This is a genomic window from Streptomyces sp. MMG1121, from assembly GCF_001280015.1.
Classification (GTDB): domain Bacteria; phylum Actinomycetota; class Actinomycetes; order Streptomycetales; family Streptomycetaceae; genus Streptomyces.
The window spans coordinates 113,066-139,279 of sequence record NZ_LGDV01000199.1 but is presented as its reverse complement, the minus strand read 5'-3'; the positions used below and the strand labels follow the sequence as shown (position 1 = coordinate 139,279).

At 73.3% G+C, this 26,214-nt stretch carries 17 protein-coding genes and 4 pseudogenes; 15 read left to right on the top strand and 6 right to left on the bottom strand.

Translation table 11 applies throughout. The features are described 5' to 3' along the window. From ADK64_RS46700 to ADK64_RS24710, 3 genes and pseudogenes are all read left to right on the top strand, one after another. Positions 1–5,963, top strand: a pseudogene (locus ADK64_RS46700) (type I polyketide synthase); the annotation flags it as partial. Between the two features lie 6 nt (positions 5,964–5,969). Continuing rightward, complete coding sequence (locus tag ADK64_RS49100; RefSeq protein WP_420713027.1) at positions 5,970–7,652, top strand: beta-ketoacyl reductase; 1,683 nt, start codon at positions 5,970–5,972, stop codon at positions 7,650–7,652. 101 nt (positions 7,653–7,753) lie between these two features. Further along, positions 7,754–8,512 carry a thioesterase II family protein gene (locus ADK64_RS24710; protein ID WP_053662036.1) on the top strand — a complete coding sequence of 253 codons (759 nt, stop codon included), beginning with the start codon at positions 7,754–7,756 and terminating at the stop codon, positions 8,510–8,512. A gap of 170 nt (positions 8,513–8,682) precedes the next feature. Here ADK64_RS24710 and ADK64_RS49095 read toward each other — a convergent pair. After that, positions 8,683–8,819 (bottom strand): annotated as a pseudogene (locus ADK64_RS49095) (metallophosphoesterase); the annotation flags it as partial. 54 nt (positions 8,820–8,873) lie between these two features. Here ADK64_RS49095 and ADK64_RS49090 point away from each other — a divergent pair. The 8 genes and pseudogenes from ADK64_RS49090 to ADK64_RS24670 all read left to right on the top strand — a co-directional run. Then, positions 8,874–9,134 (top strand): annotated as a pseudogene (locus ADK64_RS49090) (macro domain-containing protein); the annotation flags it as partial. Positions 9,135–9,439: 305 nt separating this feature from the next. Continuing rightward, positions 9,440–10,624 carry an ATP-binding protein gene (locus ADK64_RS24700; protein WP_053662024.1) on the top strand — a complete coding sequence of 395 codons (1,185 nt, stop codon included), beginning with the start codon at positions 9,440–9,442 and terminating at the stop codon, positions 10,622–10,624. Further along, positions 10,621–11,466, top strand: a complete 846-nt coding sequence (locus ADK64_RS24695) for a roadblock/LC7 domain-containing protein (protein WP_234384690.1) — start codon at positions 10,621–10,623, stop codon at positions 11,464–11,466. Before ADK64_RS24700 ends, ADK64_RS24695 begins: the two co-directional genes overlap by 4 nt. Beyond that, positions 11,463–11,846: a DUF742 domain-containing protein gene (locus ADK64_RS24690; RefSeq protein WP_053662023.1), complete on the top strand. Its 384-nt coding sequence runs from the start codon at positions 11,463–11,465 to the stop codon at positions 11,844–11,846. The genes ADK64_RS24695 and ADK64_RS24690 overlap by 4 nt, the downstream gene beginning before the upstream one ends. A 3-nt stretch (positions 11,847–11,849) precedes the next feature. Then, complete coding sequence (locus tag ADK64_RS24685) at positions 11,850–12,410, top strand: GTP-binding protein (RefSeq protein WP_053662022.1); 561 nt, start codon at positions 11,850–11,852, stop codon at positions 12,408–12,410. A gap of 12 nt (positions 12,411–12,422) precedes the next feature. Beyond that, on the top strand, positions 12,423–13,781 hold the full coding sequence (locus ADK64_RS24680; protein ID WP_053662021.1) for a cytochrome P450: 1,359 nt from the start codon (positions 12,423–12,425) through the stop codon (positions 13,779–13,781). 95 nt (positions 13,782–13,876) lie between these two features. After that, positions 13,877–15,124 carry a cytochrome P450 gene (locus tag ADK64_RS24675; protein ID WP_053662020.1) on the top strand — a complete coding sequence of 416 codons (1,248 nt, stop codon included), beginning with the start codon at positions 13,877–13,879 and terminating at the stop codon, positions 15,122–15,124. Beyond that, complete coding sequence (locus ADK64_RS24670; RefSeq protein ID WP_053662034.1) at positions 15,121–15,897, top strand: enoyl-CoA hydratase/isomerase family protein; 777 nt, start codon at positions 15,121–15,123, stop codon at positions 15,895–15,897. Before ADK64_RS24675 ends, ADK64_RS24670 begins: the two co-directional genes overlap by 4 nt. On the opposite strand, the gene ADK64_RS24665 is transcribed toward ADK64_RS24670, so the two are convergent. Both ADK64_RS24665 and ADK64_RS47505 read right to left on the bottom strand, forming a co-directional pair. Further along, the gene (locus tag ADK64_RS24665) at positions 15,878–16,207 is read right to left on the bottom strand and encodes a phenylalanine--tRNA ligase beta subunit-related protein (protein ID WP_234384695.1); all 330 of its coding nucleotides are present in this window, start codon (positions 16,205–16,207) and stop codon (positions 15,878–15,880) included. The two genes, ADK64_RS24670 and ADK64_RS24665, sit on opposite strands and share 20 nt — an antisense overlap. A 47-nt stretch (positions 16,208–16,254) precedes the next feature. Beyond that, positions 16,255–19,066: pseudogene (locus ADK64_RS47505) on the bottom strand (molybdopterin-dependent oxidoreductase); the annotation flags it as partial. 579 nt (positions 19,067–19,645) lie between these two features. Here ADK64_RS47505 and ADK64_RS24655 point away from each other — a divergent pair. The 4 genes from ADK64_RS24655 (at position 19,646) to ADK64_RS24640 (ending at position 23,784) form a co-directional block, all read left to right on the top strand. Then, positions 19,646–20,218 carry a MarR family winged helix-turn-helix transcriptional regulator gene (locus ADK64_RS24655; protein ID WP_053662019.1) on the top strand — a complete coding sequence of 191 codons (573 nt, stop codon included), beginning with the start codon at positions 19,646–19,648 and terminating at the stop codon, positions 20,216–20,218. Between the two features lie 492 nt (positions 20,219–20,710). After that, positions 20,711–21,595 carry a methylenetetrahydrofolate reductase gene (locus ADK64_RS24650; protein WP_053662018.1) on the top strand — a complete coding sequence of 295 codons (885 nt, stop codon included), beginning with the start codon at positions 20,711–20,713 and terminating at the stop codon, positions 21,593–21,595. A 176-nt stretch (positions 21,596–21,771) separates the two neighbouring features. Next, entirely contained in the window at positions 21,772–23,286 is a 1,515-nt protein-coding gene (locus ADK64_RS24645; RefSeq protein ID WP_053662017.1) for an AlkA N-terminal domain-containing protein, read from the top strand. A 15-nt stretch (positions 23,287–23,301) separates the two neighbouring features. Beyond that, positions 23,302–23,784, top strand: coding sequence for a methylated-DNA--[protein]-cysteine S-methyltransferase (locus ADK64_RS24640; protein ID WP_053662016.1), 483 nt, complete (start codon positions 23,302–23,304; stop codon positions 23,782–23,784). Positions 23,785–23,788: 4 nt separating this feature from the next. On the opposite strand, the gene ADK64_RS24635 is transcribed toward ADK64_RS24640, so the two are convergent. From ADK64_RS24635 to ADK64_RS24625, 3 genes are all read right to left on the bottom strand, one after another. After that, positions 23,789–24,526: an SIR2 family NAD-dependent protein deacylase gene (locus ADK64_RS24635; protein ID WP_053662015.1), complete on the bottom strand. Its 738-nt coding sequence runs from the start codon at positions 24,524–24,526 to the stop codon at positions 23,789–23,791. Between the two features lie 66 nt (positions 24,527–24,592). Next, a complete protein-coding gene (locus tag ADK64_RS24630) occupies positions 24,593–25,087 on the bottom strand; it encodes an NUDIX domain-containing protein (RefSeq protein ID WP_053662014.1) in 495 nt (164 codons plus the stop codon). A gap of 28 nt (positions 25,088–25,115) precedes the next feature. Next, positions 25,116–26,207, bottom strand: a complete 1,092-nt coding sequence (locus ADK64_RS24625) for an ADP-ribosylglycohydrolase family protein (protein ID WP_053662013.1) — start codon at positions 26,205–26,207, stop codon at positions 25,116–25,118. Positions 26,208–26,214 lie beyond the last annotated feature (7 nt).

Genomic DNA, 26,214 nt, shown 5'->3' with positions numbered 1-26,214 from the left:
GGAGGGGTTGTCGTACGGGGTGCCGCGCATCGCGATCGTCTCCAACGTCACCGGTACGCTCGCGTCCGCCGACGAGATCACCACCGCCGACTACTGGGTACAGCAGATCCGCCGGTCGGTACGGTTCCACGAGGGCATGCGCTGGCTGGACTCCCAGGGAGTCACCACCTTCCTCGAGCTCGGCCCGGCGGGCGCGCTCTGCGCCATGGGCCAGGAGTCCGTGGCCGCCGGCACTGAGCTGATCCCGCTGCTGCGCGCGAACCGCCCGGAGGCCGACGCGGTCGCCGTCGCCGTGGCCCGCGCCCATGTACGGGGTGTCCAGGTCGACTGGGCGAAACGGTACGCGGGCCGGGGCGCCCGCCGAGTTGAGCTGCCGACCTACCCCTTCCAGCGGCAGCGCTACTGGCTGGACGCCGGCGGCGCGACCGGCGACGCCGTGGGCCTCGGCCTGCACCCGGCCCAACACCCGCTCCTGGGCGCCACCGTGGCGCTCGCGGACCACGACGGTCTGCTGCTCACCGGCCGGTTGTCGCTGGCCGGTCAGCGCTGGCTCGCCGGTCATGTGGTCGGCGACACGGTCCTGTTGCCCGGCGCCGCCTTCGCGGAGCTGGCCGTACGCGCCGGGAACGAGGTCGGCTGCGACCACGTCGACGAACTGGCCCTCGAAGCCCCCCTCGTACTCCACGAGCAGGCAACGGTCCAGCTCCAGTTGGCCGTCGGTACGGCGGACGAGCGCGGCAGGCGGTCGGTGGAGATCTACTCCCGCCCGGCCGCCGCTGCGGATGACGTGGCCGGTGGCTGGACCAGGCACGCGAGCGGGTTCCTCTCGGCCGGCCGCCCCACGCCGTCGTTCGCCTGGGCCGCCGCCTGGCCGCCGCCGCACGCCCAACCCTTGGACGTGACAGGGCTGTACGAGCGGCTGACCGAGGCCGGATTCGCGTACGGACCCGCGTTCCAGGGCGTACGCGCGGCCTGGGCGGAGGGGGACGACGTCTACGCCGAGGTGGCGCTGCCCGACGGGCACCGGTCCGAAGCCGGTCGGTACGGGCTGCACCCCGCCCTGCTCGACGCGGCACTGCACCCCGGCACGCTGGGCCCCCTGTTCCGGGACGCGGACCGGGCCCGACTGCCCTTCCTGTGGACCGGGGTACGGCTGCACGCCGGTGGCGCCGACACGCTGCGGGTGCGGCTGACTGCCACCGCCCCGGACACGCTCGCGCTGTCGGTGGCCGACGGGACCGGCGCGGCCGTACTGTCGGTGGAGTCGCTGGTCTTTCGGCAGGTGACCGCCCAGCAACTCGACAACGCCCGCTCGACGGTGCGGCGTTCGCTGTTCCGCCTGGGCTGGAGGCCGGTCGAGGTGCCCGCCATGGCCGACGGCACCGCCGACGCGGTCGCGTTCGGAGACTGGCAGGACGCCGTCGGTTCGGACGCGCCCCCGCCGCCCACCGTGGTGGCCGCCTGCCTCCCCGGCACGGGCGACCCGGCCGCCGCGGCGCATGCGGCCACCGCCTATGCGCTGCGGGTGGTGCGCACCTGGCTGGCCGACGACCGGTTCGGGGGGACCCGGCTCGCGATCGTGACCACAGGCGCGGTGGCCACGTCCGACGAGGAGAGCGCCGACCCCGCGGGGGCGGCGGTGTGGGGGCTGGTGCGGTCGGCGCAGTCCGAGCACCCGGGCCGGATCGTCCTGATCGACGCGGAGGCGGAGACGGGCGCGGACCCGGCCGAGGGCGCTGTCCCGGACGCCGTACTCGCCTCGGCCCTGGCGACCGACGAACCGCAGGTGGCCGTACGCGACGGAGCCCTCCTGGTCCCGAGGCTGCGTCGAGCCGCCTTCGCGCAGGAGGGCTCGGGTCGAGAAGACGCCGGGGCCAGCGCCTTCGGCCCCGCCGGAACGGTGTTGATCACCGGGGGCACCGGCGTGTTGGGCAGCCTGCTGGCCCGGCACCTCGTGGCCGAGCACGGTGCCCGTCATCTCGTACTGGCCGGCCGGACCGGCCCCGAAGCGCCCGGCGCGGCCGAACTGGTCACGGAACTGGGCGAGTCCGGCGCCGAGGTCACCGTCGTCGCATGCGACGCGGCGGACCGCGCGGCCCTCGAGCGGCTGATGTCCGGGATCTCCCCGGCGCACCCCCTGACGGCGGTGGTGCACGCGGCGGGCGTCCTGGATGACGGCGTGATCGAGTCGCTGACGGAAGAGCGCCTGCGCTCCGTACTCCGCCCCAAGGTCGACGCCGCGTGGAATCTGCACGAGCTGACGCGTGGACTGGACCTCGCCGCCTTCGTGCTGTTCTCGTCCGCCGCGGCCACCTGGGGCGGCCCGGGCCAGGCCAACTACGCGTGCGCCAACGCCTTTTTGGACGCGCTCGCGCACCTGCGCCGCGCCCAGGGGCTGCCCGCGCTCTCCCTCGCGTGGGGGCGGTGGGTGCAGTCCGGCGGTATGGCGGGGCAGCTCGCGCGGGTCGACGTCGACCGGATGTCGCGCGCGGGCATTGGTGCCCTCTCCGAGGAGGAGGGGCTGGCGCTGTTCGACGCCACGGTCACCGGCACGGCCACGGAGTCCGACGCCGTACTGCTGCCGATGCACCTGGACACCGGTGCGGTGCGCGAACGTTCCGCGCAAGTTCCGTACATCTTGCGGGAGTTGGTTCGTACGACCGTCCGCAGGGCCGGTCGGGCGGCGGCCGACAGCACGGTACGGAACCGACTGCGTGCCCTTCCCGGCGACGAGCGGGACGCGGCCCTGCTCGACTTCGTGCAGGAGCAGATCGCCGCCGTGTTGGGGCACTCCTCGAAGGAATCCGTGGATCCCCAACGGGGCTTCGGAGAACTGGGGTTCGACTCGCTGACCGGAGTGGACCTGCGCAACAGGCTGAACGAGGCCACCGGCCTCCAGCTGCCCGCCACCGTGATCTTCGACCACCCGACCCCGGCCGCGCTGGCCGGCCGTCTCGGCGTGGATCTCTTCGGCGAGCGGGCCGACGGCCCCGCCCCGAGGACGGCACAGGCGAGCCCAACCGCCCCCGCCGCCGGGGCGGACGCGGCCGACGACCCCATCGCGATCATCGGCATGAGCTGCCGGATGCCCGGTGGCGTGCGCTCCCCCGACGAGCTGTGGGAGTTCGTGGCCAGTGGTGGCGACGGCGTCTCGGTGTTCCCCACCGACCGTGGCTGGGACCTCGACGCCCTCTACGACCCCGACCCCGACAAGCCGGGCAAGAGCTATGCCCGAGAGGGTGGATTCCTCTACGACGCGAGTGAGTTCGACGCCGACTTCTTCGGGATCGGCCCCCGCGAAGCCCTCGCCATGGACCCGCAGCAGCGGCTGCTGCTCCAGGCGTCCTGGGAGGCGTTCGAGCGGGCCGGGATCGACCCGGCCGAGCTGCGCGGCAGTGACACCGGGGTCTACGCCGGCGTCATGTACTACGACTACGCCTCGCGCCTGACGGCCCTGCCCGGCGAGGTCGAGGGCTATGTCGGCACCGGCAACACGGCCAGCATCCTCTCCGGCCGGGTTGCCTACACGTACGGACTCGAGGGTCCGGCCGTCACGGTCGACACGGCGTGCTCGTCCTCGCTGGTCGCACTGCACATGGCCTGTCAGTCGCTGCGGCAGGGCGAATGCTCGCTGGCGCTCGCGGGCGGCGTGACCGTCATGTCCAGCCCGGCGACCTTCGTGGAGTTCAGCCGGCAGCGGGGGCTTGCGGCGGACGGGCGCTGCAAGTCGTTCGCGGCGGCGGCCGACGGCACCGGCTGGTCGGAGGGCGTCGGCATGCTGCTGGTGGAGCGGCTCTCCGACGCGCGCCGCAACGGTCACGAGGTGCTCGCGGTCGTCCGCGGCACGGCCGTCAACCAGGACGGTGCCAGCTATCGCCTGACGGCACCGAACGGTTCCGCCCAACAGCGGGTGATCCGGCAGGCGCTGGCGAACGCCGGGGTCGGCGCGGACCAGGTCGACGCGGTGGAGGCGCATGGTACGGGTACGTCCCTGGGTGATCCGATCGAGGCGCAGGCGCTGCTGGCGACGTACGGGCAGGGTCGGGATGTAGACCGGCCGTTGTGGCTGGGCTCGGTGAAGTCGAACATCGGTCACACGCAGGCGGCCGCGGGCGTGGCCGGGGTGATCAAGATGGTGCTGGCGAACCCCGCACGTGGACTGGTCCGCGGGCGCGGTCTCTCTGCTGACGGAGCAGGTGGACTGGCCGGAGACCGAAGGGCGCCCGCGCCGGGCCGGTGTCTCGTCCTTCGGGATCAGCGGGACCAACGCCCACGTCATTCTCGAGCAGCCCGAAGAGCCGTCGGAGCCCGGGGAGCCGTCCGAGCCCGAACGGCCGTCGGGGCCCGATGGGGCGTCGCAGCCCGAGGGGTCGTCGGAGACCGCCTTGCCGGTACCGCTTCTCCTCTCCGCGCGCAGCGCCCGAGCGCTGTGCTCCCAAGCCGTCCGTCTGCGTGAACACCTGCTGGCGCGGCCGGAGTTGAGCCATGCCGACGTGGGCTGGTCGCTGGCGACGACGCGCGGCGCGTTCCCGGTCCGGGCGGCGGTGACCGCGGCGGACCGCGACGAAGTGCTCCAGGGGCTGGCCGCCCTGGCCGACGGAGCTCCGGCCGCGAACCTCGTCCACGGCACCGCGGGGGAGGGCCGGCTCGCCTTCCTGTTCACCGGTCAGGGCGCACAGCGCCTGGGCATGGGCCGCGAGCTCTACGACGCGTTCCCGGTCTACGCGGCGGCGTTCGACGCGGTGTGCGGGCAACTGGACCGAAACCTCCAGATCATCGAGGAACACCGCGAGGTCGGCGTCCGGGACGTGGTGTTCGGGTCGGACGCCACCGCGCTCGATCGGACCGTACACACCCAGACCGGCATGTTCGCGGTCGAAGTGGCCCTGTTCCGGCTGCTGGAGTCCTGGGGCGTGCGGCCCGACTTCGTTATGGGGCACTCGATCGGCGAGCTGGCCGCCGCCCATGTGGCCGGGGTGCTCGACCTGCCCGACGCCTGTGCGCTGGTCGCGGCCCGCGCCCGGCTGATGCAGGCCGCGCCGGGCGGCGGAGCCATGGTCGCGATCCAGGCGAGCGAGGACGAGGTGCGCTCGTCCCTGCTGGGTCTGGAGAGCTATGCCGCCGTCGCCGCGGTGAACGGACCGGCGGCCACGGTGCTCTCCGGCGACCGGGACGCGGTGCTCGAGATCGCCGACCAGTGGCAGGCGGAGGGGCGGCGCACCCGGCGGCTGCGGGTGAGTCACGCATTCCATTCGCCGCACATGGACGGCCTGTTGGAGGAGTTCCGGGCCGTCGCGGCGGGGCTCTCCTTCCGGCCGCCGCGCATCGACGTGATCTCCAATGTCACCGGCGCTCCGGCGAGTGCCGACGAACTCGGCTCGGCCGCGTACTGGACCCGGCACGTCCGGGACACCGTCCGGTTCCACGACGGCGTACGCGCGCTGCACGGCCTCGGGGTGCGGACCTACCTGGAACTGGGGCCGGACGGCGTGCTGTCGGGAATGGCTCAGGAGTGCCTGGCCGAGGTGGCGGCGTCCGGCGCGCCGGACGCCGCCGTGCTGGCGCCGGTCCTGCGGCGTGGCCGCCCGGAGGTGGCGGCGCTGATCAGCGCGGTGGCCCAGGCGCAGGTGCACGGCGTACGGGTCGACTGGGCCCCGCTGTTCGACGGGGCGCGCACGGTCGAGCTGCCGACCTACGCCTTCGCCCGCGACCGGTACTGGATGCACGACGAACCGGCCGCCGCTGCCGCCCTGAGCGGGGCGCGGGAAAGCAACGGGGCAGCGGGAGGCGGGCGGCAGGACCGCGAGGACCGGTTCTGGGCGGCGGTGGAGGGCGGTGACCTGGCGACGCTGGCCGAGGTGCTCGAGGTGACCGAGGCGGGCGGCGGACACGACTCGCTCGACGCGCTGCTGCCCGCCCTGGCCGCCTGGCGCCGACGCACCCGTACCGAAACGGCCACCGAGGCGGCCATGGACGAGCGGCGCTACCGGATCGGCTGGCAGCCGCTGTCCGATGCGGCCGCCGCGCTCCCGGCCGGAACCTGGCTCGCGGTGGTCCCCGCGGACGGGGCCGCGGACGCGCTGGTGGCGTCCGCGGTCCACGGGCTGGCACGGCAGGGCGTGGACGTGCGGCTGATCGCGGTGGACGACGACGAACAGCTCGCGCACCGCCTGAAGGAATCCCTGCCGCCCCGGGTCGCGGGCGTGCTCGCGGTCCCGGCGACCGGGGCGCGGACCGTGGCCCTCGCCCGCGCCCTGGGCGAGCTGGACGTGCGCGCACCGCTGTGGTGCCTGACCCGCGGGGCGGTCGCGGTCGCGCCGTCCGACCCGGCGCCCGAGGCCGAGGCCGCACTGGTGTGGGGGCTCGGCCGTGCCATCGCGCTCGAACACCCGGAACGGTGGGGCGGGTTGATCGACCTGCCCGCCATCCTGGACGAGCGGGCGCAGCGCCGACTGTGCCGTGCCCTGGCGGGACCGGACGACGAGGACCAGATGGCGGTCCGCGCCGCCGGGCTCTTCGGCCGGCGCCTGCTGCGTACGAGGGCGGGCGCGGACGGCGACCGGGACTGGGCCCCCAGCGGCACGGTCCTGGTCACCGGCGGGGCCCGGGGCGCCGGCGCCCAGGTCGCCCGCTGGCTGGCCGGCGGCGGCGCGGCGCACATCGTGCTGCCCGGCGACGGCGCCGACCCGGACGACCTCGCCGGGGAACTGCGCGGCTCGGGTGCCCGCGTCACCGTCGCCGCGTGCGACCCGGCCGACCGCGCGGCGCTGGCCCGGCTGCTCGCGCAGTACCCGCCCGACGCCGTCGTGCACGCCTCGGGCGTCGCCGAGGACGGCCCGGTGGCGGAGCTGTCCGGCGGCCGCTTCGACCGGGCGGTGGGAGACCGGCTCGCCGCGGCGGCGAACCTGGACGAACTCACCCGCGCGCTCGACCTGTCGGCGTTCGTGGTCTTCTCCTCGGTCGCCGGACAGCTCGGCGGGGTCGGCCAGGCCGTCCGGGCGATGACGGACGCCTACCTCGACGCACTGGCCGAGCGGCGGCGCGGACAGGGTCTGCCGGGGACTTCCATCGCCTGGGGGCCGTGGAGCACCGACCCGGGCGCCGAAGCCCTGCGCGAGGTGGGCCTGCGCGCCCTCGAACCGGACCTGGCGGCCGGGGAGTTGTGGCGGGCGGCCGGCCGGGATGCGGGAGCCGTGCTCGCCGCGGACATCGACTGGGCGCGGTTCGGCAGGGTGTTCACCATGGCCCGGCCGAGCCGCCTCCTCGCGGGCCTGCCCGAGTTCCAGGAGGGCACGGGTGCGCACGGCGGCGGGACGGACGGCGGACTGCCCGCCCAGGACGACCTGGCGCAGCGGCTGCTGGGGCGGTCCGAAGAGGAACGGGCCACGGTGCTGCTCGACCTGGTGCGCGCCCACGCGGCCGCTGTGCTCGGCCACCCGACGCCGGAGGCCGTGGACCCGGAGCGGGGGTTCCTCGACATGGGGTTCGCCTCGCTCGGGGCGGTCGAGCTGCGCAATCGGCTGAACACCGTGACCGGGCTGACCCTCGCGGCCACCGCGGTCTACGACCACACGACGCCCGCGGCACTCGCCGACCACCTGCGGACCGAACTGGCCGCCGCGGTGCCCGCCCCCGAGGGGGCGGCTCGGTGATCGTCACACCGCACAGCGGCACAATGATCGACGCAGGACACGATGTGAGCGACGGCCCGAAGGCGGGTCCCTTGAACGGAACGACGGAAGGCGGCAAGAACATGACGCGACCGGCAGTCGTGGCCGACGACTGGGTGCGGTGCTTCCGCCCCGAGCCGAGCGCCAAGGTGCAACTCGTCTGCTTCCCCCACGCGGGCGGCTCGGCGAGCTTCTTCCACCCGGTCGCCCGGGCGCTGCCGGGCACGGTGGAGACGCTGGCGCTGCAGTACCCCGGGCGCCAGGACCGCCGGGCCGAGCCGTGTGTGGACGACATAGCGGCGCTCGCCGACCTCGTGGTCGAGGCGCTGGCCCCGCGCCTCGACCGGCCGTTCGCGTTCTTCGGCCACAGCATGGGCGCGACCCTGGCCTTCGAGGTGACCCGCCGGCTGGAACAGCGGCGGCTCGGCGGTCCGCTGACGCTGTTCGCCTCCGGCCGCCGCGCCCCGTCGAGGAAGCGCCCGGAGCGGGTGCATCTGCTCGACGACGACGGCCTGGTGGGGGAGATCCGGCGGCTGAGCGGCACCGAGGCCGAGCTGCTCGCGGACGAGGAGCTGCTGCGGATGATCCTGCCCGCCGTCCGCAGCGACTATCGCGCCATCGAGACGTACACGTACCGTCCGGGCCCGCCCCTGAACTGTCCCGTTCTCGTGCTGACCGGGGACGACGACCCGCTGACCACCATCGAGGAGGCTCGCGCCTGGAGCGAGCACACGGCGGGGGAGTTCGACCTGAAGGTGTTCCCCGGCGGGCACTTCTACCTCGCGGCACAGCAGGCCGCGGTGCTGCGCACGATCACCGACCGGCTGGGGCCGCACCTGTGACGCCACAGGCACGCCATCACCCCGGACGCGACCGACGCTCCGCGACGGCGACGAAATGGTGGAGACACCGGTCCACGGTGCGGCGACCTGCCCTCGTCCGGAAGCCCTCGGACGGGCTGGTGTAAACGCCACCCTCGGGGCCCGGTTCCTCTCGCTGCCTCCAGCGAGAGGAACCGGGTCGCGACGGTTTTGCGGGCCCAGCGGATGTCGGCCACGGTCTCGGCGACGCCCCCGGCCACGGGCAGCCAGCCGTCGTCGGAGGGGACATCCTCTCGACGAGGGCCCGGCGCGCACCGCGAATGTGCAAGACCGCCTCGCAGGATGTTCAGGCTCGGCCCGCAACTGTCCGCCGGTGCCCGGCACGGTCCCGGTGGTCGTCGACTCCGATGCCGGCAAGGCGGAGCTGCTCGCCTCCCGCTACCGCGAGTCCCTGAGGGGCGCCGACGGACTCGGCGCCCGCACGGTCGCGTTTCCGGCCGTCTCCACCGGCGTGTACCGGTGGCCGATGGAGGACGCGGCGCGGATCGCGGTGGCGGCGGTACGCGGCACGCCCACCGCGGTCGAAGAGGTGCGGTTCGTCCTCTTCGGCGAGTGCGCGCACGCGGCATTCGCCCGGCATATGCCATCCGACTGGCGCGCCGTCGCCCGGCACGCCTTCCGGAACGGATTGCGGGAGTTGGGCGACAGAGTGCAATTCGCCCCGGGAACAGGGGCGTTGGCCTGTCTTGGCCGTGCGCAGGTTCACCTAAGTGGGTGATAGCATCCCCGCGTCTGTGACCTTGGTCCCCTCGGCTCAGGCGCCGTGGAAACGCTGTCAGTCCGGTTCTGGACGTGACCTCGGTCGAGGCCGTGGCCGGCCGGTCGTGCCACCGGTCTCGCGGTGCCCGACCGCCAACGGCCGCAGGCTACACGCCAGGAAAGGTTTCCATGATTCGAGACGTACTTGTGTGGTGCCTGGTTGCCGTGACGGCGATCGCTCTCGCCGCGGCCGTGGCCCTCAGTCGTCGCAACAAGGCCATCGCGGCGAAGAAGGCTCGCGCCGAGGCCACCCTCACGCAGAGACTGAGCGAGGCCGACGCCCAAGCCGCCGCTTTACGAGCCGAGTTGCACCAGCACCGGACGGAGCACGCCAAGACCATCCGGGAGGCCGAGGAGGCGGCCGAGGACAGCACCAAGGCCGTGCTCAAGGGTTCCGCGCGCTTCCTGCAGAGCCTCGCGGCCGAGCAGTTGGCGCTGCTCGAAGAGGTCCAGCGCAAGTACGGCGGCCATTCCGTGCTGGGCGACCTGCTCGAAGTCAGCCACGCCAACGCGCAGATGGCGCGTAAGGCGCAGGGCATCGCCGTCATGTGCGGTGCGCCGCTGGGCCGTCGCAACCGGGCCGCGAGCGTGTACGACGTGGTGCGCAGCGCGCAGGGGCAGATCCGTAACTTCCGGCGCGTCGAGATCATGCAGCAGACCGGGTTCGCGCTGAAGGCGTCCGCCGTCTCGCCCGTGGCGCTCGCCGTCGCCGAACTGCTGGACAACGCCGCGAGTTTCTCGCAGCAGGGCTCGCCCATCGAGGTGACGTTCCAGCGGGTGCAGAAGAACCTGTGCATCGTCATCGACGACGCCGGTGTCGGTATGAACGACGAGGAGCGGCAGAAGGCGAGCGACCTGCTCTCCGGGGACTACCACCCCCGGCTGTCGCACCTGGGCAACCAGCCGAAGTTCGGCTTCCCGGTGATCGGCCTGCTCGCCCAGCAGTACGGGTTCCGGGTGGACGTCACCGGTGTCTCCCGCTACGGCGGCGTACGTGCGGTCGTCCTGCTGCCCGAAGAGCTGTGGACCGAGGAGGAGACCGCTCCGGTGGTGGATGTCCAGGCGGCCGGTGGCCGCGGTGCAGTCGGCCGGCCGGAGCCCGTGGCGCGCACCGCGCACGGTCTGCCCCGGCGCGGCGCCCGCCAGGTGCCCATCGCCAGCGTTCCCGACCACGACGCCACCACCGCGCCGCAGGCCACGGCGCCGGAGGAAGCCGGGCGTGCGGCCGGGCGGAGCCTGGGCGCCTTCCAGCGCGGCACGCTCTCCGGCCGTAACCTCGCCGCGGCCCCGGCCGAAGGGGCCGATGAGGCATGACCACAGACCTGTCGTGGATGCTTGAGGACATCGTGGCCAACGTGCCCAGAGCACGCCACGCGGTCCTGCTGTCCGCGGACGGCCTGCCGCGCGGGTCGACCGAGGGCATGGCGCAGAAGGACGTGCGGATGATATCCGCCGCCATGGCGGGCATGCAGTCGCTCAGCCGCGCGACGTCCCACTTCGCCGGGCCGGGCGAGGACAGACAGTGGAACCAGACCATCATCGAGTTCTCGCACGGCTGGATCTTCCTCATCGGCGCCGGACAGGGGGCCTATCTGGCGGCGGCCGCCGCGCCCGACGTCGACATGCAGCAGATCTCGTTCCGGATGCACCGGCTCGTCGCCCGGCTCGGCAACAACCTCACCTCGCCGCCCCGCGTGCACGCGGAGGGCGCCGGAGAGCGGCCCGGGCAGCCCCGTGCGGACCAGGGGCCGGGGCGGGGTACCGGGATCGCGATCGCCGACCTCGACGAGGTGATCGGCCAGGTGCGCGGCGCCCGGCACGCCCTGCTGCTGGGCGCCGACGGTCTGCCGCGCGGCGCGACCTCGGGCATGAGCCAGGACCTGGCGGACACCATCTCGGCGGCGATGACCGGCATCCACGCCTACAGCCGTGCCACCGCGCAGTTCGCCGGGGTGCACCCGGACGCGCTCTGGCGGCAGACGGTCATCGAGTTCCAGCACGGGTGGATCTTCCTGATCTCGGCCGGTCACGGCGCCTTCCTGGCCGCCGCGGCCCAGCACGACGCCGACATCGAGGAGTTCACCACGCGTCTCCATCAGGTCGTACCGCTGCTGGGCGCGGACCTGGTGCCGCGCGGGGAGGCGAGCCGCACATGACCGACGAGCCGGACGAGGAACTGGAGCTGACCTCGGCGTTAGTTCCGCTCTTCGTCATCACCAACGGGCGTTCCCTGCCTCCGGAGAACGTCTACGAACGGACGACCCTGGTGTCCGCGAGCGAGGACGCCGTCGCGGCGGCGCGTACGCTCTCGCCGGAGGCCCGCCAGGTCCTGGACCTGGTCAAGGACGGTTTCCTGTCGGTGGCCGAGGTGGCCGCCCACACCCATCTGCCGCTGGGGATCGTCCGGATCCTGCTGGCACAGATGGAAGACAGCGGTCTGATCGTGGCGCGCAAACCCGTTCCCCGCGCCGAGCGTGTCGACCGAGAAGTGCTGAACGCCGTGCTCGACGGCCTCAAAGCCCGATTCGGAGCGTGATTCGTGTACCTGGATTCAGGGGTCCGCACGGCGGTGAAGGTCCTCGTGGTGGGGCACTTCGGGGTCGGCAAGACCACGTGCATCGCCAGCATCTCCGAGATCGAGCCGTTGCGGACCGAAGAGGAGATCACCGAGGCCAGCGAGGGCTTCGACGACCTGTCGGGTACCCCCGACAAGACGACCACCACGGTCGCCATGGACTTCGGCCGCCTCACCATCAACGACGAGGTGGTGCTGTACCTGTTCGGCACGCCCGGGCAGGAACGTTTCAAGGAGATGTGGGAGGAGCTGTCCCGGGGCGCCCTCGGCGCACTGGTCCTCGTCGACCCCGAGCGGCTCTCCGACTCCTTCCCCATCCTCGACCTGGTCGAGCGGTTCGGACTGACGTACGCCATCGGCGTCAACCACTTCGACGGGATGCCCAGTTACCCGTTGGCGGAGGTACGGGAGGCGCTCAACCTGTCCGCGGACACGCCCGTCGTCACCTGTGACGTACGTGACGAGCAGTCCTCGGCGCACGCCCTCATCACCCTCGTGCACCACCTTCTGTCCCTCATCGCCTAGGAGTCCACCCCCATGCAGCAGCGACCCGGCATACAGGGACCGCCCCCCGGCTGCCCCGCACACGGCAACACCCCGCTCTACGGCCCGCAGTTCGGCTCCGACCCCGACGGGCACTACGCCCATCTGCGCACTCTCGGCCCGAGCGCCCCCGTCGACATCGCGCCCGGGGTGGAGGTCGAGCTGGTCACCAGCTACGACGCCGCCCTGTACATCCTGCAGAACCCCGCGTCGTTCGTCCGTGACTCGCGGCGTTGGAACGCGCTGAACGAGGGCCGGGTCCCCGAGGACAGCCCGGCGCTGCCGATGCTGGGCTACCGGCCCAACGCCCTGTTCAGCGACGGCGCCGCGCACGCCCGGCTGCGCCAGGCCGTCACCGACAGCCTGGCCACCGTCAACGAGCTCCAGCTGGTACGGCAGACCCAGCAGTCCGCCGACTACCTGATCAGCCGGTTCAGCTCCGAACGGCTCGGCCAGGCCGAGCTGATGGCCGAGTACGCGCAACCGCTGCCGCTGCTGGTCTTCAGCGATCTGTTCGGATGCCCGCCCGAGATCGGCGACCGGGTCATCACCGGCATCAGCGGCATCTTCGCCGGTACGCCGGGCGCCGACCAGGTGCTGGCCGAGGCGCTGGGCGAGCTGATCGCCCGTAAACGGCGCTACCCGGCCCAGGACCTCACGACACGCCTGATGCAGCACTCGGCGGAACTGACCGACGAGGAGGTGCTGCACCAGCTCGTGACGCTGCTGTCCGGCGGCACCACCCCGTTGTCCGCGGTCATCGGCACCACCAGTGCCCTGATGCTCGGCGAGGACTGGCAGACGGACCTGCCGGTCGAGGACGCGGTCAACCAGGTCCTGTGGAACTACGCGCCGATCGCCAACTACGCGGCCCACTACCCGACGCACGACGTGGAGCTGGGCGGGCGCGTCGTCAGGGCGAACGACCCGGTGGTCATCTCCTTCGCGGCCGCCAACACCGACCCGCGGCTCGCCGAGCACCGCGAGCAGCTCAGCGCCAAGGCCCATCTGGCCTTCGGGGCCGGGCCGCACGCCTGTCCCGCCAAGGACCCGGCGTTCGTGATCGCGGTCGCCGCCGTGGAGTCCCTGCTCAACCGGCTGCCCGACATCGAGGTCCGGGCTCCCTTCAAGGACCTCAGCTGGGTGCCGGCGCCGTGGAGCCGCTCCCTGGTGGCGCTGCCGGTCCGGTTCACGCCGCGCGCCGTCGCGCACGCTCCGGCGCAGCAAACGGAACCGCAGGCCACGGCCCCCGTCGCGGCGGCCGTGGGTACCCCCCGGCCGGCCTCGCACGGCACGCCGAAGCCCAAGCCGGGCCTGTTCAGCCGGTTCCTGGCATGGACCAGGGGGGAGTGACGAAGGCAACTCGCTCGTTCAATCGTCACGTTGTATGTACGCGTCAAGCGGAGGGTATGCATCGCGGCTGACAGCTGGATCAAGAAGGGGCCCTTGTGGAGACTGCGACAACGCCGCCGACCGACAGACGCTTCGCCGTCGCGCTCTTCTCCCGTCTGCGGACCGCGAAGGGCCAGGCCAACCCCTTCCCGGTCTACGCCGAACTGCGCGCCCGGGGTGAGGTGGCCGACGCACCCTGGGGCGGGCACCTCGTCACCGGCTTCCAGGCGTGCGACCAGGTGCTGCGCAGCCGCGAGTGGCTGGAGCCGGACAGCCGCTGGCGCGCGCGACAGGGCCACGGCACCCGCTGGACGGCCCCCTCCTCGCGGGAGATGAGCCGGACCCTGCCCGCGCTCAACCCCCCGGAGCACACCTGGGTGCGCCGCTCGGCCGGCATGTTCGACCGCGGCTCCCTGGAGCAGCTCCGGGGCACTGTGGACCGGTTCACCGGCCGGTTCCTCGACACCCTCGCCGAGCGGCTGCGAGACGGCGAGGCCGACTTCAACGCCCTGGTGAGCGAGGAACTGCCGGTCGCCACCATCGGGCACTGGCTCGGGCTGCCCTCCGCCGACTTCCGGCGGCTGCGCGAGCTGACCCACGACCAGGTCTTCACCCAGGAACTGCTTCCCTCCGCCAGCCAGTTGGCGCTGTCCGACGCGGCCACCGCGGAGCTGCGCGACTACTTCATGGACCTGGTGCGCGCGCGGCGCGCCGCACCGGGCGACGATCCGGTGTCCCGCTGGATCGCCGTGTGGGACACCATGGAGAGTGACCGCGACAGGGCCGACGAAGCCGTCTACTTCCTCGCCCTGTTCGTGCTGCTGGCCGCCCTGGAGACCACGGCCACCCTGCTGTCCACCATGACCCTGCTGCTCCTGGAGCACCCCCGGCAGTGGTACCGGCTCCTCGTCCAGCCCGAGTTCGTGCCCGCCGCCGTTGAAGAAACGTTGCGCTACGACCCGCCCACCCATGTGATCAGCCGGGTCGCCTCGCGCGACGGCCTCCTCGGCGACGTCGAGGTCCGCAAGGACGAGATGGTCCACCTCCTGGTCGGCGCGGCCAACCGCGACCCGGCCAGGCACGAGGACCCCGAACTGTTCAACCTGCACCGCAAACCGGCGCACCTCGCCTTCAGCGGGGGCGTCCACTACTGCCTCGGCGCCCCCCTGGCCCGCCTGGAGGCCCAGACCCTCCTGCGCCAGCTGGTCACCCGCTTCCCCCGCCTCACCCTCGTACGACGGCCGACGTGGGCCCCCCGCGTGGCCTTCCGCCGCCTGCTCAACCTGGACGTCGCCCTGTCATGACCGAGATCGCCGGCCTCCACGACTCCCTGCCCGCCCCCGCGCTCCACACCGACCAGGCCGGCCCCGTGCTGACGGTGCGGCTCGGCGCGAACGGCGCGGACAGCACGCTCACCGTCGCCGCCCTGGACGGACTCCTCGCGCTCCTCGACGGCCTGCACGAACGGCCGGACGTGCGGGTACTGCTCCTGACGGCGGCCGGTGCGGACTTCTGCCTCGGCGCCGACCGCACCGAGTACCAGGCGGCGCTCGCCGACGACCCCACCGGTGCCGCCCTGCGCCGTATCGCCGACAAGGCCCACCGGGTGTGCGAGGCGCTGGAGAGCACCCACGCCGTCACCATCGCCCGGCTGCACGGCAAGGTCATCGGCGCCGGACTCGCCCTCGCCTCCTACTGCGACCTGCGCGCGGGGGCGGACGACTGCCGCTTCCGCATGCCCGAGGTCGGCATCGGCCTGCCGCCCGCCTGGGGCGGTGCCATGGGCCGGCTGATCGCCGAGGCCGGCGCCGCGCGGATCCGCGAACTCATGCTCACCTGCGACACCTTCGACGCGGCCGCCGCGCACCGCCTCGGCCTGCTGCACAAGCTCGCGCCGCGCGACGAGCTGGACACGGTGATCGACGCCTGGGTACGGCCGCTCGTGCGGCGCCCGCCCGAAGCGCTCACGCTCACCAAGCGAATGCTGGCCGGCTACGCGCGGGCCGCCCGCACGGCCGACGTCGGCCTGCTCGACGCCCATCTCCTCACCGCCCAGCTCACCCGCCCCCGGCGCTGAGCGGGCCTGCCGCCGCCGGGCCGCCGTCGTGCACGGCCCGCGCCGCCACGAGCACCCGGCGGGTGTGCTCGCCGACCGCCGAACGGCCGCTCTGCCGGTGCGGCCAGCGCCGGGCGTGTGCCCGGCCCGCGGAGTCGGCGAAGGTCGCCTCGACGGGCGCCGGATGCTCGACGCCGCCGCCGAACGCCGTGCACGTCCCGTCCCCGGCGGCCGGCCGCACCTGCGGCAACGGCCCGAGGACGCGGTCGGCGTCGAGGGCGGCCGCCGGGACCGCGCGGGCCGCCGACAGCGCGTTGCACAGGTCGGCCAGCGGCTGGATGCGCGGCAGCGTCCCCTCCTTGCGCAGCCGCCGCGGCAGCCGGTGGGGCCGTAGTAGTTCGGGGCGAACGACAACTGGCCGTATCCGCCGATGAGATGGGTCGGTTTGACCAGGACGCGGGTGAGGGCGTTGTGGACGCCGCCGCGCCGGCCGGTGGCCTCGGAGCGGGGCACGTTCACCAGGCGTTCCTGCACGTGGTACATGAACACCGTGCCGGGCGGCATCCGGTGCGAGACCACCGCGCGGGCCACCACCACCCCGTTCGGGTTGACCGCCTCCACCCAGTCGTTGTCGGCCGCGCCGATCGCCTCCGCGTCCGCGACGGCCATCCAGATCACCGGACCGCCCCGGGCCAGGGTCTGCATGAGCAGGTTCTCCTGGTACTCGGAGTGGATCGACCACTTGGAGTGCGGGGTGAGGTAGCGGACGTCGACCTCGCGCTCTCCGGTGGACAGGGCCGGGGCGAGATCCAACGGGGGCCGGTAGACGGGCAGTTGCTCGCCCGGCTCGGCCATCCAGTCGTGGTCGAGGTAGAGGTGCTGTCGCCCGGTCAGGGTGTGCCAGGGCTTACGGTGTTCGATGTTGACCGTGAAGGGCGAGTAGCGCCGGTCGGGTGCCTCCTTGCCGGACCACTCGAAACTCGTGCCGACCTGGTCCGGCCGGTCCTGGGTGTCGGAGAAGACCACGCGCCGCTCGTGGACCGCCTCGGCCAGGGCCGCGAACCCGCTGCCCGCTCCGCAGCGTTCGGCGAGCCGCTCGAACCCCTCCGCCGCCAGCCGCCCGTTGGTCGTCCCGGACAGCGCCAGGATCGCCTCGCACAGCTTGACATCGATGTCGAGCAGCGGACGGCCGTGCGCCCGGACCGGAGCCGGCGGTGCCGCAGCGGGCGGCCAGCCAGCGCACCTCCGCCGCCGGCCGTACCGTCACGCCCTTGACGGTCATACCGTGCTCCTCGGCGAGCGGTCCGAGGTCGGCGAGCTGGTCCGCCACGGCCGTGTAGTCGCGCTCGACCACGGTGAAGTACGGGAGATTGCCGCCGGGTCGAGCCGGACACCCCTGCCGCCAGTCCGGTACGACCCCGCCGGGCTGGGCGGTCTCACCGGGGGTGTCGTGCTGCTGCGGAGTGGCCACCAGGTCGTACGCCACATCCAGCCGGCCCGTGGCGAGTTCGCTGAACCTCGCGGCCTGCGCGTGGAAGATCTCGAAGTCGGTACGGGCCTCCCACGGCGGGCTGGTCGCGGGGGAGAACGCGTGCACGTACGGGTGCATGTCGGTGCTGGACAGGTCGTGCTTCTCGTACCAGGTGGCGGCCGGCAGCACCAGGTCGGCCATGAGGGTGGTCGACGTCATCCGGAAGTCCAGCGCGAGCAGCAGGTCGAGCTTGCCGCGCGGCGCCTGCTCGTGCCAGACGAGATCGCGGGGCCGGGAGCCGGGCGGGGCCTCGTCGGCGTGCGCGTTGTCGCTCGCGCCGAGCAGATGCCGCAGGAAGAACTCGTTGCCCTTCGCGGAGGAGCCGATGAGATTGGCCCGCCAGACGGTCAGCACCCGCGGCCAGTTGGCGGGGTCGTCCGGATCCTCGCAGGCGAACTCCAGCCGTTCGTCGGCGAGATGGGCGGCGACCCACTCGTCCGGCTCGTGCCCGCTCTCCCGCACGGCGCGCCCGAGGTCGAGGGGGTTGGCGCGGAAGGCGGGCGCGCTGGGCATCCAGCCGAGCCGCATGGACTGCGTCACCAGATCCGCCGTGTGCCGCCCCGCGAACAGGCCCTTTCCGGTGGGCGAGGCCAGGGCGTCGGCGCCGTGCGGGTCATAGCGCCACTGGTCGGTGTGCAGGTACCGGTACGGCGTGCCCGCCATCTGCCGGGAGGGCCGCACCCAGTCCGCGGCCGACTGCAACTGCTGCCAGCCCGCGTACGGGCGCACCTTCTCCTGGCCCACGTAGTGCGCCCAGCCGCCGTTGACGCCCTGGCAGCCGGTGACCAGCAGCAGGGTGAGGAAGGAGCGGTAGATGGTGTCGGAGTGGAACCAGTGGTTGGTGCCGGCGCCCATCACGATCATGCAGCGGTCCCGGGTCTGGACCGCCGTCTGCGCGAACTCCCGGGCCAGGCGTTCCGCCGCCGCGGCCGGCACCGAGGTGATCGCCTCCTGCCAGGCGGGCGTGTACGGCTGGGCGGCGTCCGTGTAGTCCGTGGCCCAGGTTCCGGGCAGGCCCGCGCGACCGACGCCGTACTGGGCGAGCAGCAGGTCGAACACGGTCGTGACCCGCCACCCGGCCAGCGCGCGCACCGGCACCCCGCGCACCACGGGCGGCTGACCGTCGAAGCGGGGCAGCAGCACCTCGACGGCCGTCGACTCCGGTCCGTACAGGGTGAGTTGGGGGTCGACGTCGCCGAGGTCCAGGTTCCAGCGGCCCTCGCCGCGTTTGGGCCAGCGGTCGCCCAGCGTGCCGTTCGGCACGACCGGCCGGCCGGAGACCGCGTCCAGCAGCACCGGCTTCCAGGCGGCCTCCTGCTCGTCCTCGCCGTCCTCGCCGAGCCCGAGCACGGCCGAGGTGGCGAACCTGCCCGGCACCGACCGCCCCTCCCGGTCCTCCAGTTCGACCAGGAACGGCAGGTCGGTGAAGCGGCGCACGTAGTCGGCGAAGCACGGCACCTGCCGCCGCACGAAGAACTCGGTGAGGATCACGTGCCCCATGGCCATCGCCAGCGCGCCGCCGGTGCCCGGGTGCGGGTGCAGCCACTCGTCGGCGAACTTGGTGGCGTCCGAGTAGTCCGGGGAGACCACGACGACCTTCTGCCCCCGGTAGCGGGCCTCCGTCATCCAGTGGACGTCCGGGGTGCGGGTCACCGGCAGGAAGCCGTCCGCGTCCAGGACCGGGTACAGACGCTGGGCGAGCAGCCCCTCGCGATCGCCCGCCTCGTGGGCGGCGCGCAGCAGTGCGGTGACCTCGCCGGCGGAGCGGTCGGCGGCGAAGGTGACGCCGACGGGCGTCTCCAGCTGCCGTACGAGATGCACCTCCAGCGGCTCCACGGAGTACTCGCGGGTGAGGGGGTACGGCGCGAGCGGAGTCGACCCGGCCGGGGTGCAGGATCCGCAACCGGTGCCCGCCACACACCTGACAGGTGTTCGCCGTGAGCGGTGACGGCACTCTTCTCAGCCCGCCGCGGACGTAGTACGCGGCGGTCACGCACCCCCGGGCGTCCCGGACGTGGCGGATGTCGTAGGCGCCCTCCCAGGTGTGCCCGCAGCGCAGGCACACGAAGGAATAGGCTTCGTGGATCGGCTCGGAACTCATCGTCATCACCTTCGGCACCGGCTCCGTCGCGCCCCCTCGGGCCAGTTGCCCGCAGCTTATCATTGCATTCTGCAATGGTCACCATGGGTGATGACTGAGGCCCGGATCGTGGACAGGACCAGAGGAACGAGGAGCCCATGGCCCAGCAGGACAGCGGCCCGCAGCAGACCCCGGCACCGGGGAGCCCGTCGGAGGAGGCACTGGACCGGGAGGCCGAGGAGGTCACCGTCGCCGTGATGGCGGCCTCCCGGCTGATCGTCGCCCTCTCCGCCCGCGCCCTCGCCTCCGTCGACGTGCCACTGACCCTGCCCCAGCTGCGCTCCCTGGTCGCCCTGCACACCTGCGGGCCGATCAAACTGGCCGCCATGGCCGCCACGCTGGGCGTCTCCCCCTCCACCGCGCTGCGCATGGCCGAGCGCCTGGAGGGCCTGGGCCTCACCGACCGGCGGGTCAACCCGGACAACCGCCGTGAGGTCGTCCTACGGCTGACCCCGGCCGGCGAGGAACTCGTGGACCGCGTGCTGACGCACCGCCGCGCGGAGATCCGCACCCTGGTCGAACGCCTGCCCACGGACCAACGCGCGGCCCTGCTCCCGGCCCTCACCGCTCTGACGACCGCGGCCGCCGGCCTCGACCCCGACCTCACCCCCGCCACCGACGCGGGCCGCCTGGCGGGCGTGCTGGACGATCCACTGAATCCGGCGCCGTAGCGGGGCCGTGGTGCGGTGGTGGAGCCAGAGGCGGTCGTGGCGGAGGCCGGCTGCGGCGGCCGTGGGCTGCGCCATGGCGCAGGCGCCGGGCCAGGACTGCCGGGGGCTTCGACTGCGGTGGTGGACACACCGGGGCTGTGGCGCAGGCGGCGGGCTGGTGGCGGAGGCACAGGGCGCCGCGGCGGCCGCACCAGGTCCGGTGGCGTGGCGGGCCGGCATGCCTCGTCCCGTGCCCCTCGGGGCCGTATCCCCGAACCGTCGGCGGTCCTTACAGCCTGGTTGCGTCCTTGACCAGCGGCGGCGCGCCCTCGGCACGGGCGCCGCGGAGCACCTCGGCACGGACGCACGTCGTCCGGCAGAACTCGTCATCGCTCGCCGGGCCGTCCGGGTGCCGGACCTCACCGGCCGGTCCTCATGCCCCTGGCCCAAGGCCGTCGTGCCCCGCGTGGCATCATCGGCCTGGGTCAGGACCACAGTCGTACGAGGAGCACGATGAACCCCGCTCTCACCGTCCCCCCTGCGGTCGGTGCCGCTCTGCTGGACGACTTCTCGCTGGAGATGACCGGCAAGGACGTGCCCCGGCTGGAGGAGGCGCAGGGCAGCATTCCGCGGGGCACCCGCGTCAACATCACCTTTCTCGCCGGTGAGGACCTCGGTATGCGGCTGTCGGCCGCCCGCGCGGTCAAGCGGCTCGGCTTCGTCCCCGTGCCGCACATCTCCGCGCGCCGCCTGCCCTCCCGTACCGCCCTGGAGGAGTTCCTGTCCGGGCTGGCCGAGGACGGCACCGCCGAGAACGTCTTCGTCGTCGGAGGCGACCCGGCTCGCCCCGAAGGCCCCTACGAGGACGCCCTCGCCGTCCTGCGTACCGGGCTGCTCCAGCGCCACGGCGTCCGCCACATCGGCATCAGCGGCTACCCGGAGGGCCACCCCGCGATAGCCGACGGCACGCTGTGGTCGGCGCTCACGGACAAGAGCGCGGCCCTCCGGGCGGAACGGTTCGGCGGCGATGTGATCACCCAGTTCGGCTTCGACGTCGAACCCGTCCTCACCTGGCTGGAGGCCGCCCGTGCCCGAGGTGTGCACCTGCCCGTGCGTATCGGCGTACCCGGCCCCGCGGGCGTACGCCGGCTCCTCGGATACGCCACCCGGTTCGGCGTCGCGACCAGTGCCTCCGTCGCCCGCAAGTACGGCTTCTCGCTGACCAACCTCATGGGCACGACCGGCCCGGACCGCTTCCTGCATACGCTCGCCCACCGCTACGACCCCGAGCGGCACGGCACGGTGAAGGTGCACTTCTACACGTTCGGCGGGCTGCGCCACACCGCCGAGTGGATCGCCGGGTTCCGGCAGACCGCCCTCGGCACCACCGCCGGCTGAACGCCCTTCACCCCTCGGCGAGCCGAGTACCGCGCCGGTGACCCCCGGCGTCAGCGCCTGGAACAGCACGCCGGTGAGAGCACGCCCCCGACCGGCTCGGAACCTTGGCAGGCCGCCGGACGCTGGTGTCGGATTTCCGCCAGCGGTGGGTGGTGTCCGTGGTCGATCCTTGAGGCATGCAGACAGCGACGCACCTCGACCGGGAGCACTGCGTACGCGCCGTTCAGTCCAAGGACGCGCGGTTCGACGGATGGTTCTTCACGGCCGTTCTGACCACCCGGATCTACTGCCGGCCCAGCTGCCCGGTCGTCCCGCCCAAACCGGAGAACATGACGTTCTACCCGAGCGCGGCCGCCTGCCAGCAGGCCGGATTCCGGGCCTGCAAGCGCTGCCGCCCCGACACCAGCCCCGGCTCCCCGGAGTGGAACCAGCGCGCCGACCTGGTGGCCCGGGCCATGCGGCTCATCGCCGACGGCGTCGTGGACCGCGAGGGCGTGCCCGGACTCGCCGACCGGCTCGGCTACAGCACCCGCCAGGTGGAGCGCCAGCTCCTCGCCGAGCTGGGCGCGGGCCCCCTCGCGCTCGCCCGCGCCCAGCGTGCCCAGACCGCGCGGCTGCTCATCGAGACCAGCCCGCTGCCCATGGCGGACATCGCCTTCGCGGCCGGTTTCTCCTCCATCCGCACCTTCAACGGCACCGTCCGCGAGGTCTTCGCCCTCTCCCCGAGCGAGCTGCGCGCGAGGACGCCCCGCAACACCCCGGCCAGCACCCCCGGCACCCTCTCCCTGCGACTGCCGTTCCGCGCCCCGCTCAACCCCGACAACCTCTTCGGGCATCTCGCCGCCACCGCCGTACCCGGCGTCGAGGAGTGGCTCCCCCGCAGCCCGGACGGCGTGGGCGGTACCCCCACCGGCGCCTACCGGCGCACGCTGCGGCTGCCGTACGGCCACGGGATCGTCTCCCTCGCCCCGCGCCCCGACCACATCGCCTGCCGGCTCACCCTGAGCGACCTGCGCGACCTGACCGTGGCGATCAGCCGCTGCCGGCGCATGCTCGACCTGGACGCCGACCCGGTCGCCGTGGACGACCAGTTGCGCACGGACCCGTTCCTCGCACCCCTGGTCGACAAAGCTCCCGGCCGCCGGGTGCCGCGCACAGTCGACGAGGCCGAGTTCGCCGTCCGCGCCGTCCTCGGGCAGCAGGTCTCCACGGCCGCCGCCCGCACCCACGCGGCCCGCCTGGTCACCGCGCACGGCAAACCCCTGGACGACCCCGAGGGCGGTCTCACCCACCTCTTCCCGTCCCCCGAGGCGCTGGCCGACGTCGACCCCGAGACCCTGGCCATGCCGCGCACCCGGCGCACCACCTTCACCACCCTCGTTCGCCAACTCGCCGACGGCACCCTGCACTTGGGTGTCGAGTCCGACTGGTCCGAGGCCCGCGCCCGCCTCCTGGCCCTGCCCGGCTTCGGTCCCTGGACGGTCGACGTCATCGCCATGCGCGCCCTCGGCGACCCCGACGCCTTCCTCCCCACCGACCTCGGAATCCGGCGCGCGGCACGGGAGTTGGGCCTGCCGTCCACGCCGGCCGCGCTCACCGCGCGCGCCGAGGCCTGGCGTCCCTGGCGGGCGTACGCGGTCCAGTATCTGTGGGCGACCGACAGCCACCCGATCAACTTCCTCCCCGTGTAAGGACGCTCGGCAGACATGAAGCAGCACACGGTCATCCCCAGCCCCTACGGCCCCCTCACCCTCGTCGCCGACGACGGCGTCCTGTGCGGCCTGTACATGGCGGGGCAGCGCCACCGCCCGCCGGAGGAGAGCTTCGGCGGCCCCGACGACACCCCCTTCGCCGCGGCCGAGGAACAGCTGTCGGCCTACTTCGCGGGCGAGCTGACCGAGTTCACCCTCGAACTCCGCCTGCACGGAACCCCGTTCCAGCGCGGCGTCTGGGACCAGCTGACCCGCATCCCGTACGGCGAGACCCGCTCCTACGGCGAACTCGCCGACGCCCTCGGCAACCCCAAGGCCTCCCGCGCGGTCGGCCTCGCCAACGGCAAGAACCCGATCGGCATCATCGTCCCCTGCCACCGCGTCATCGGCGCGGGCGGCGACCTCACCGGCTACGGCGGCGGCCTGGACCGAAAACGCCGCCTCCTGGACTTCGAACGGGGCAAGGCCCTCTTCTAGGCGCCTACAGGCCGCTCTCGGCCCGGATGCGGTCGAGCAGCGCCGGCAGGGCGGTGCCGATCGGCTCGCGTACGACCTCGTCGGCGAGTTCGTCGTACGGCGTCGGCTCGGCGTTCACGATGACGAGCCGGGCGCCGTGGTCGGCGGCGATGCCGACCAGCCCGGCGGCGGGCTGCACCTGGAGGCTGCTGCCGACGGCGAGGAAGACCGTGCATGCCTTGCTGATGGACAGGGCCTCGCCGAGGACCACGGGGTCGAGCCGTTCGCCGAACATCACGGTGGCGGACTTGAGGATGCCGCCGCACTCCCGGCACGCCGGATCCTCCTCGCCGGCCTCGACCCGGGCGAGGGCGTCCGCCATCGGCCCGCGGGCATGGCACGCGGTGCACACGAAACTCCGTGCGCTGCCGTGCAGTTCGAGCACCTTGCGGGCGGGCATACCGGCCAGCTGGTGCAGTCCGTCGACGTTCTGTGTGATCACCCGCACGGGGATCCCGGACTTCTCCAGGTCGGCGACGGCCCGGTGGGCGGCGTTCGGCTCGGCCTTGAGGGCGCGGTTCTTCCGCCGCATCTGCCACGAGCGCCGCCGGATCTCCGGGTCCGCCATGTAGTACTCGTACGTGACGAGCTTCTCGGCCTCCGGATCCCGCCGCCACAGCCCGTTCGGCCCGCGGTAGTCCGGGATGCCGGAGTCGGTGGAGATACCTGCACCGCTGAGCAGGGCGACGAGGGGCTTGGTCATGTCGTCGAGCGTAGGCCGGGCGGACCGGACTGCGCGAACGGATAACGCCCGGCCCCGGCCCGGCCGTCAGGACACCCGGTGGCCGTTCTCCAGCTCCGCCGTGCCCGAGCCGTCCGCGAGGACGTCCAGGGCGGTCAGGACACGGCGGCCGAGGGCGCCGGGGAGGTGGCCGGTGATCTCCTCGCGCGCGACCAGGCGCCAGGACAGCAGTTCCTCCTCCTGCAGACGGACGGCCTTCAGGTCGGCGTCCGTGAGGATCCCGCCGTCGTACAGGTACGCCACCAGCGGTGGCCGGCCCTCGCCGGCCACCCAGTCCACGGCCAGCAGCCGGCCGAGTTCCCGGTCGAGGCCGATCTCCTCCAGCGTCTCCCGGCGTGCGCCCTCGCGCGGGCTCTCCCCGTCGTCGGACTCGATGGTTCCGCCCGGAAGCGCCCAGCCCTCGCGGTAGTTGGGCTCGACGAGCAGCACCCGCCCCCCGGCGTCCCGGAAGAGCGCGGCGGCACCGGCGAGGACGCGGGGCAGGCTCGCGATGTACGCGGCGAAGTCAGGAGTCGTGGTCATTGAGGAAGGGTAACCACCCGCCGTACCGCTACGGCCCTGCCGCCGCCAGGCGCAGGGTGCGTTGTGCCAGCGCACTGATCCGTACGCCGTCGAAGCCGGACACCGCACTCCGCACGGTGTCCTGGAGCGGCTCCGTCCACTGGACGGGGACGGCGGCCGCACCGGTGCGGACCCCGGCCACCGAGCCGGCGGTCGCCCCGTTGGAGTCGGTGTCCAGGCCGCCGCGCACGGTCAGGGTGATGGTCCGGGTGAAGTCGTCGTCGCCGTACAGCAGCCCGGCGGTGAGCACGGCGGCGTTCGGCACGGTGTGGATCCAGCCGAGCCCGGCGGTCTCCTCGGAGACCGTGGCCAGCGTTCCGGCCCAGGACAGCCCGGACTCGTGCAGGGCCGCGACCCGCCGTACGGTGCGGGCGAGCCGGCTGCCCGCGGGGATCACGCCGAGCCCGCTGTCCAGCGCGTCCCGCACGGTCGGCGCGGTGAACGCCGCCGCGATCAGCGCCGCCGCGAACATCGCGCCGTACACACCGTTGCCGGTGTGCGACAGCACCGCGTCCCGGCGGGCCAGACCGGCGGCGCGGACCGGGTCGCCGGGGCAGGTCCACCCGTGGATGTCGGCACGGATCAACGCCCCGATCCACTCCTGGTAGGGGTTGTGGTGCGTCGCCGTCAGCGGCGGTCCGAGCCCGTCGACGAGATTGCGGTACGCCGCCCGTTCCGCGGTGAAGGTCTGCAGGTAGGGCAGCCTGAGCAGCCACAGGTCGCCGACCTGCTCGGTGCTGAAGCCGAAGCCGTGGGTCTCCAGCAGGTCCAGGCCGAGGATCGCGTAGTCCACGTCGTCGTCCCGGCAGCTGCCGTGGATCCGGCCGCGCACGCAACTGCGCCACTCCGGGCGCAGCACCGCGCGGTCGGCCGGGTCGGCGGGCTCGGGCAGATAGCCGGTGAGCGGCAGCGCCCCGGCCCTGCGCAGATAGCGGTCGATACGGTCGCGGGTCCACACCTCGCCCTGTTCGACCGGCTTGCCGAGCATGTTGCCCGCGATCCGGCCGAGCCAGCCGCCGTGGATCCGGTCGGCGAGGTCCGGCCGGGTGAGCGGGGCGGCCGTGGTGGGCTGCGTGGTCATGGCTGGG

What these genes read in the sequence shown, in the direction of transcription:
- ADK64_RS24655 (WP_053662019.1), top strand. Translation starts at nt 19,646, where the DNA reads ATGGCCCAGCAGGACAGCGGCCCGCAGCAGACCCCGGCACCGGGGAGC.
- ADK64_RS24645 (WP_053662017.1), top strand. Translation starts at nt 21,772, where the DNA reads ATGCAGACAGCGACGCACCTCGACCGGGAGCACTGCGTACGCGCCGTT.
- ADK64_RS24635 (WP_053662015.1), bottom strand. Translation starts at nt 24,526, where the DNA reads ATGACCAAGCCCCTCGTCGCCCTGCTCAGCGGTGCAGGTATCTCCACC.
- ADK64_RS24680 (WP_053662021.1), top strand. Translation starts at nt 12,423, where the DNA reads ATGCAGCAGCGACCCGGCATACAGGGACCGCCCCCCGGCTGCCCCGCA.
- ADK64_RS24625 (WP_053662013.1), bottom strand. Translation starts at nt 26,207, where the DNA reads ATGACCACGCAGCCCACCACGGCCGCCCCGCTCACCCGGCCGGACCTC.
- ADK64_RS24690 (WP_053662023.1), top strand. Translation starts at nt 11,463, where the DNA reads ATGACCGACGAGCCGGACGAGGAACTGGAGCTGACCTCGGCGTTAGTT.
- ADK64_RS24695 (WP_234384690.1), top strand. Translation starts at nt 10,621, where the DNA reads ATGACCACAGACCTGTCGTGGATGCTTGAGGACATCGTGGCCAACGTG.
- ADK64_RS24700 (WP_053662024.1), top strand. Translation starts at nt 9,440, where the DNA reads ATGATTCGAGACGTACTTGTGTGGTGCCTGGTTGCCGTGACGGCGATC.
- ADK64_RS24630 (WP_053662014.1), bottom strand. Translation starts at nt 25,087, where the DNA reads ATGACCACGACTCCTGACTTCGCCGCGTACATCGCGAGCCTGCCCCGC.
- ADK64_RS24650 (WP_053662018.1), top strand. Translation starts at nt 20,711, where the DNA reads ATGAACCCCGCTCTCACCGTCCCCCCTGCGGTCGGTGCCGCTCTGCTG.
- ADK64_RS24640 (WP_053662016.1), top strand. Translation starts at nt 23,302, where the DNA reads ATGAAGCAGCACACGGTCATCCCCAGCCCCTACGGCCCCCTCACCCTC.
- ADK64_RS24670 (WP_053662034.1), top strand. Translation starts at nt 15,121, where the DNA reads ATGACCGAGATCGCCGGCCTCCACGACTCCCTGCCCGCCCCCGCGCTC.
- ADK64_RS24710 (WP_053662036.1), top strand. Translation starts at nt 7,754, where the DNA reads ATGACGCGACCGGCAGTCGTGGCCGACGACTGGGTGCGGTGCTTCCGC.
- ADK64_RS49100 (WP_420713027.1), top strand. Translation starts at nt 5,970, where the DNA reads ATGGACGAGCGGCGCTACCGGATCGGCTGGCAGCCGCTGTCCGATGCG.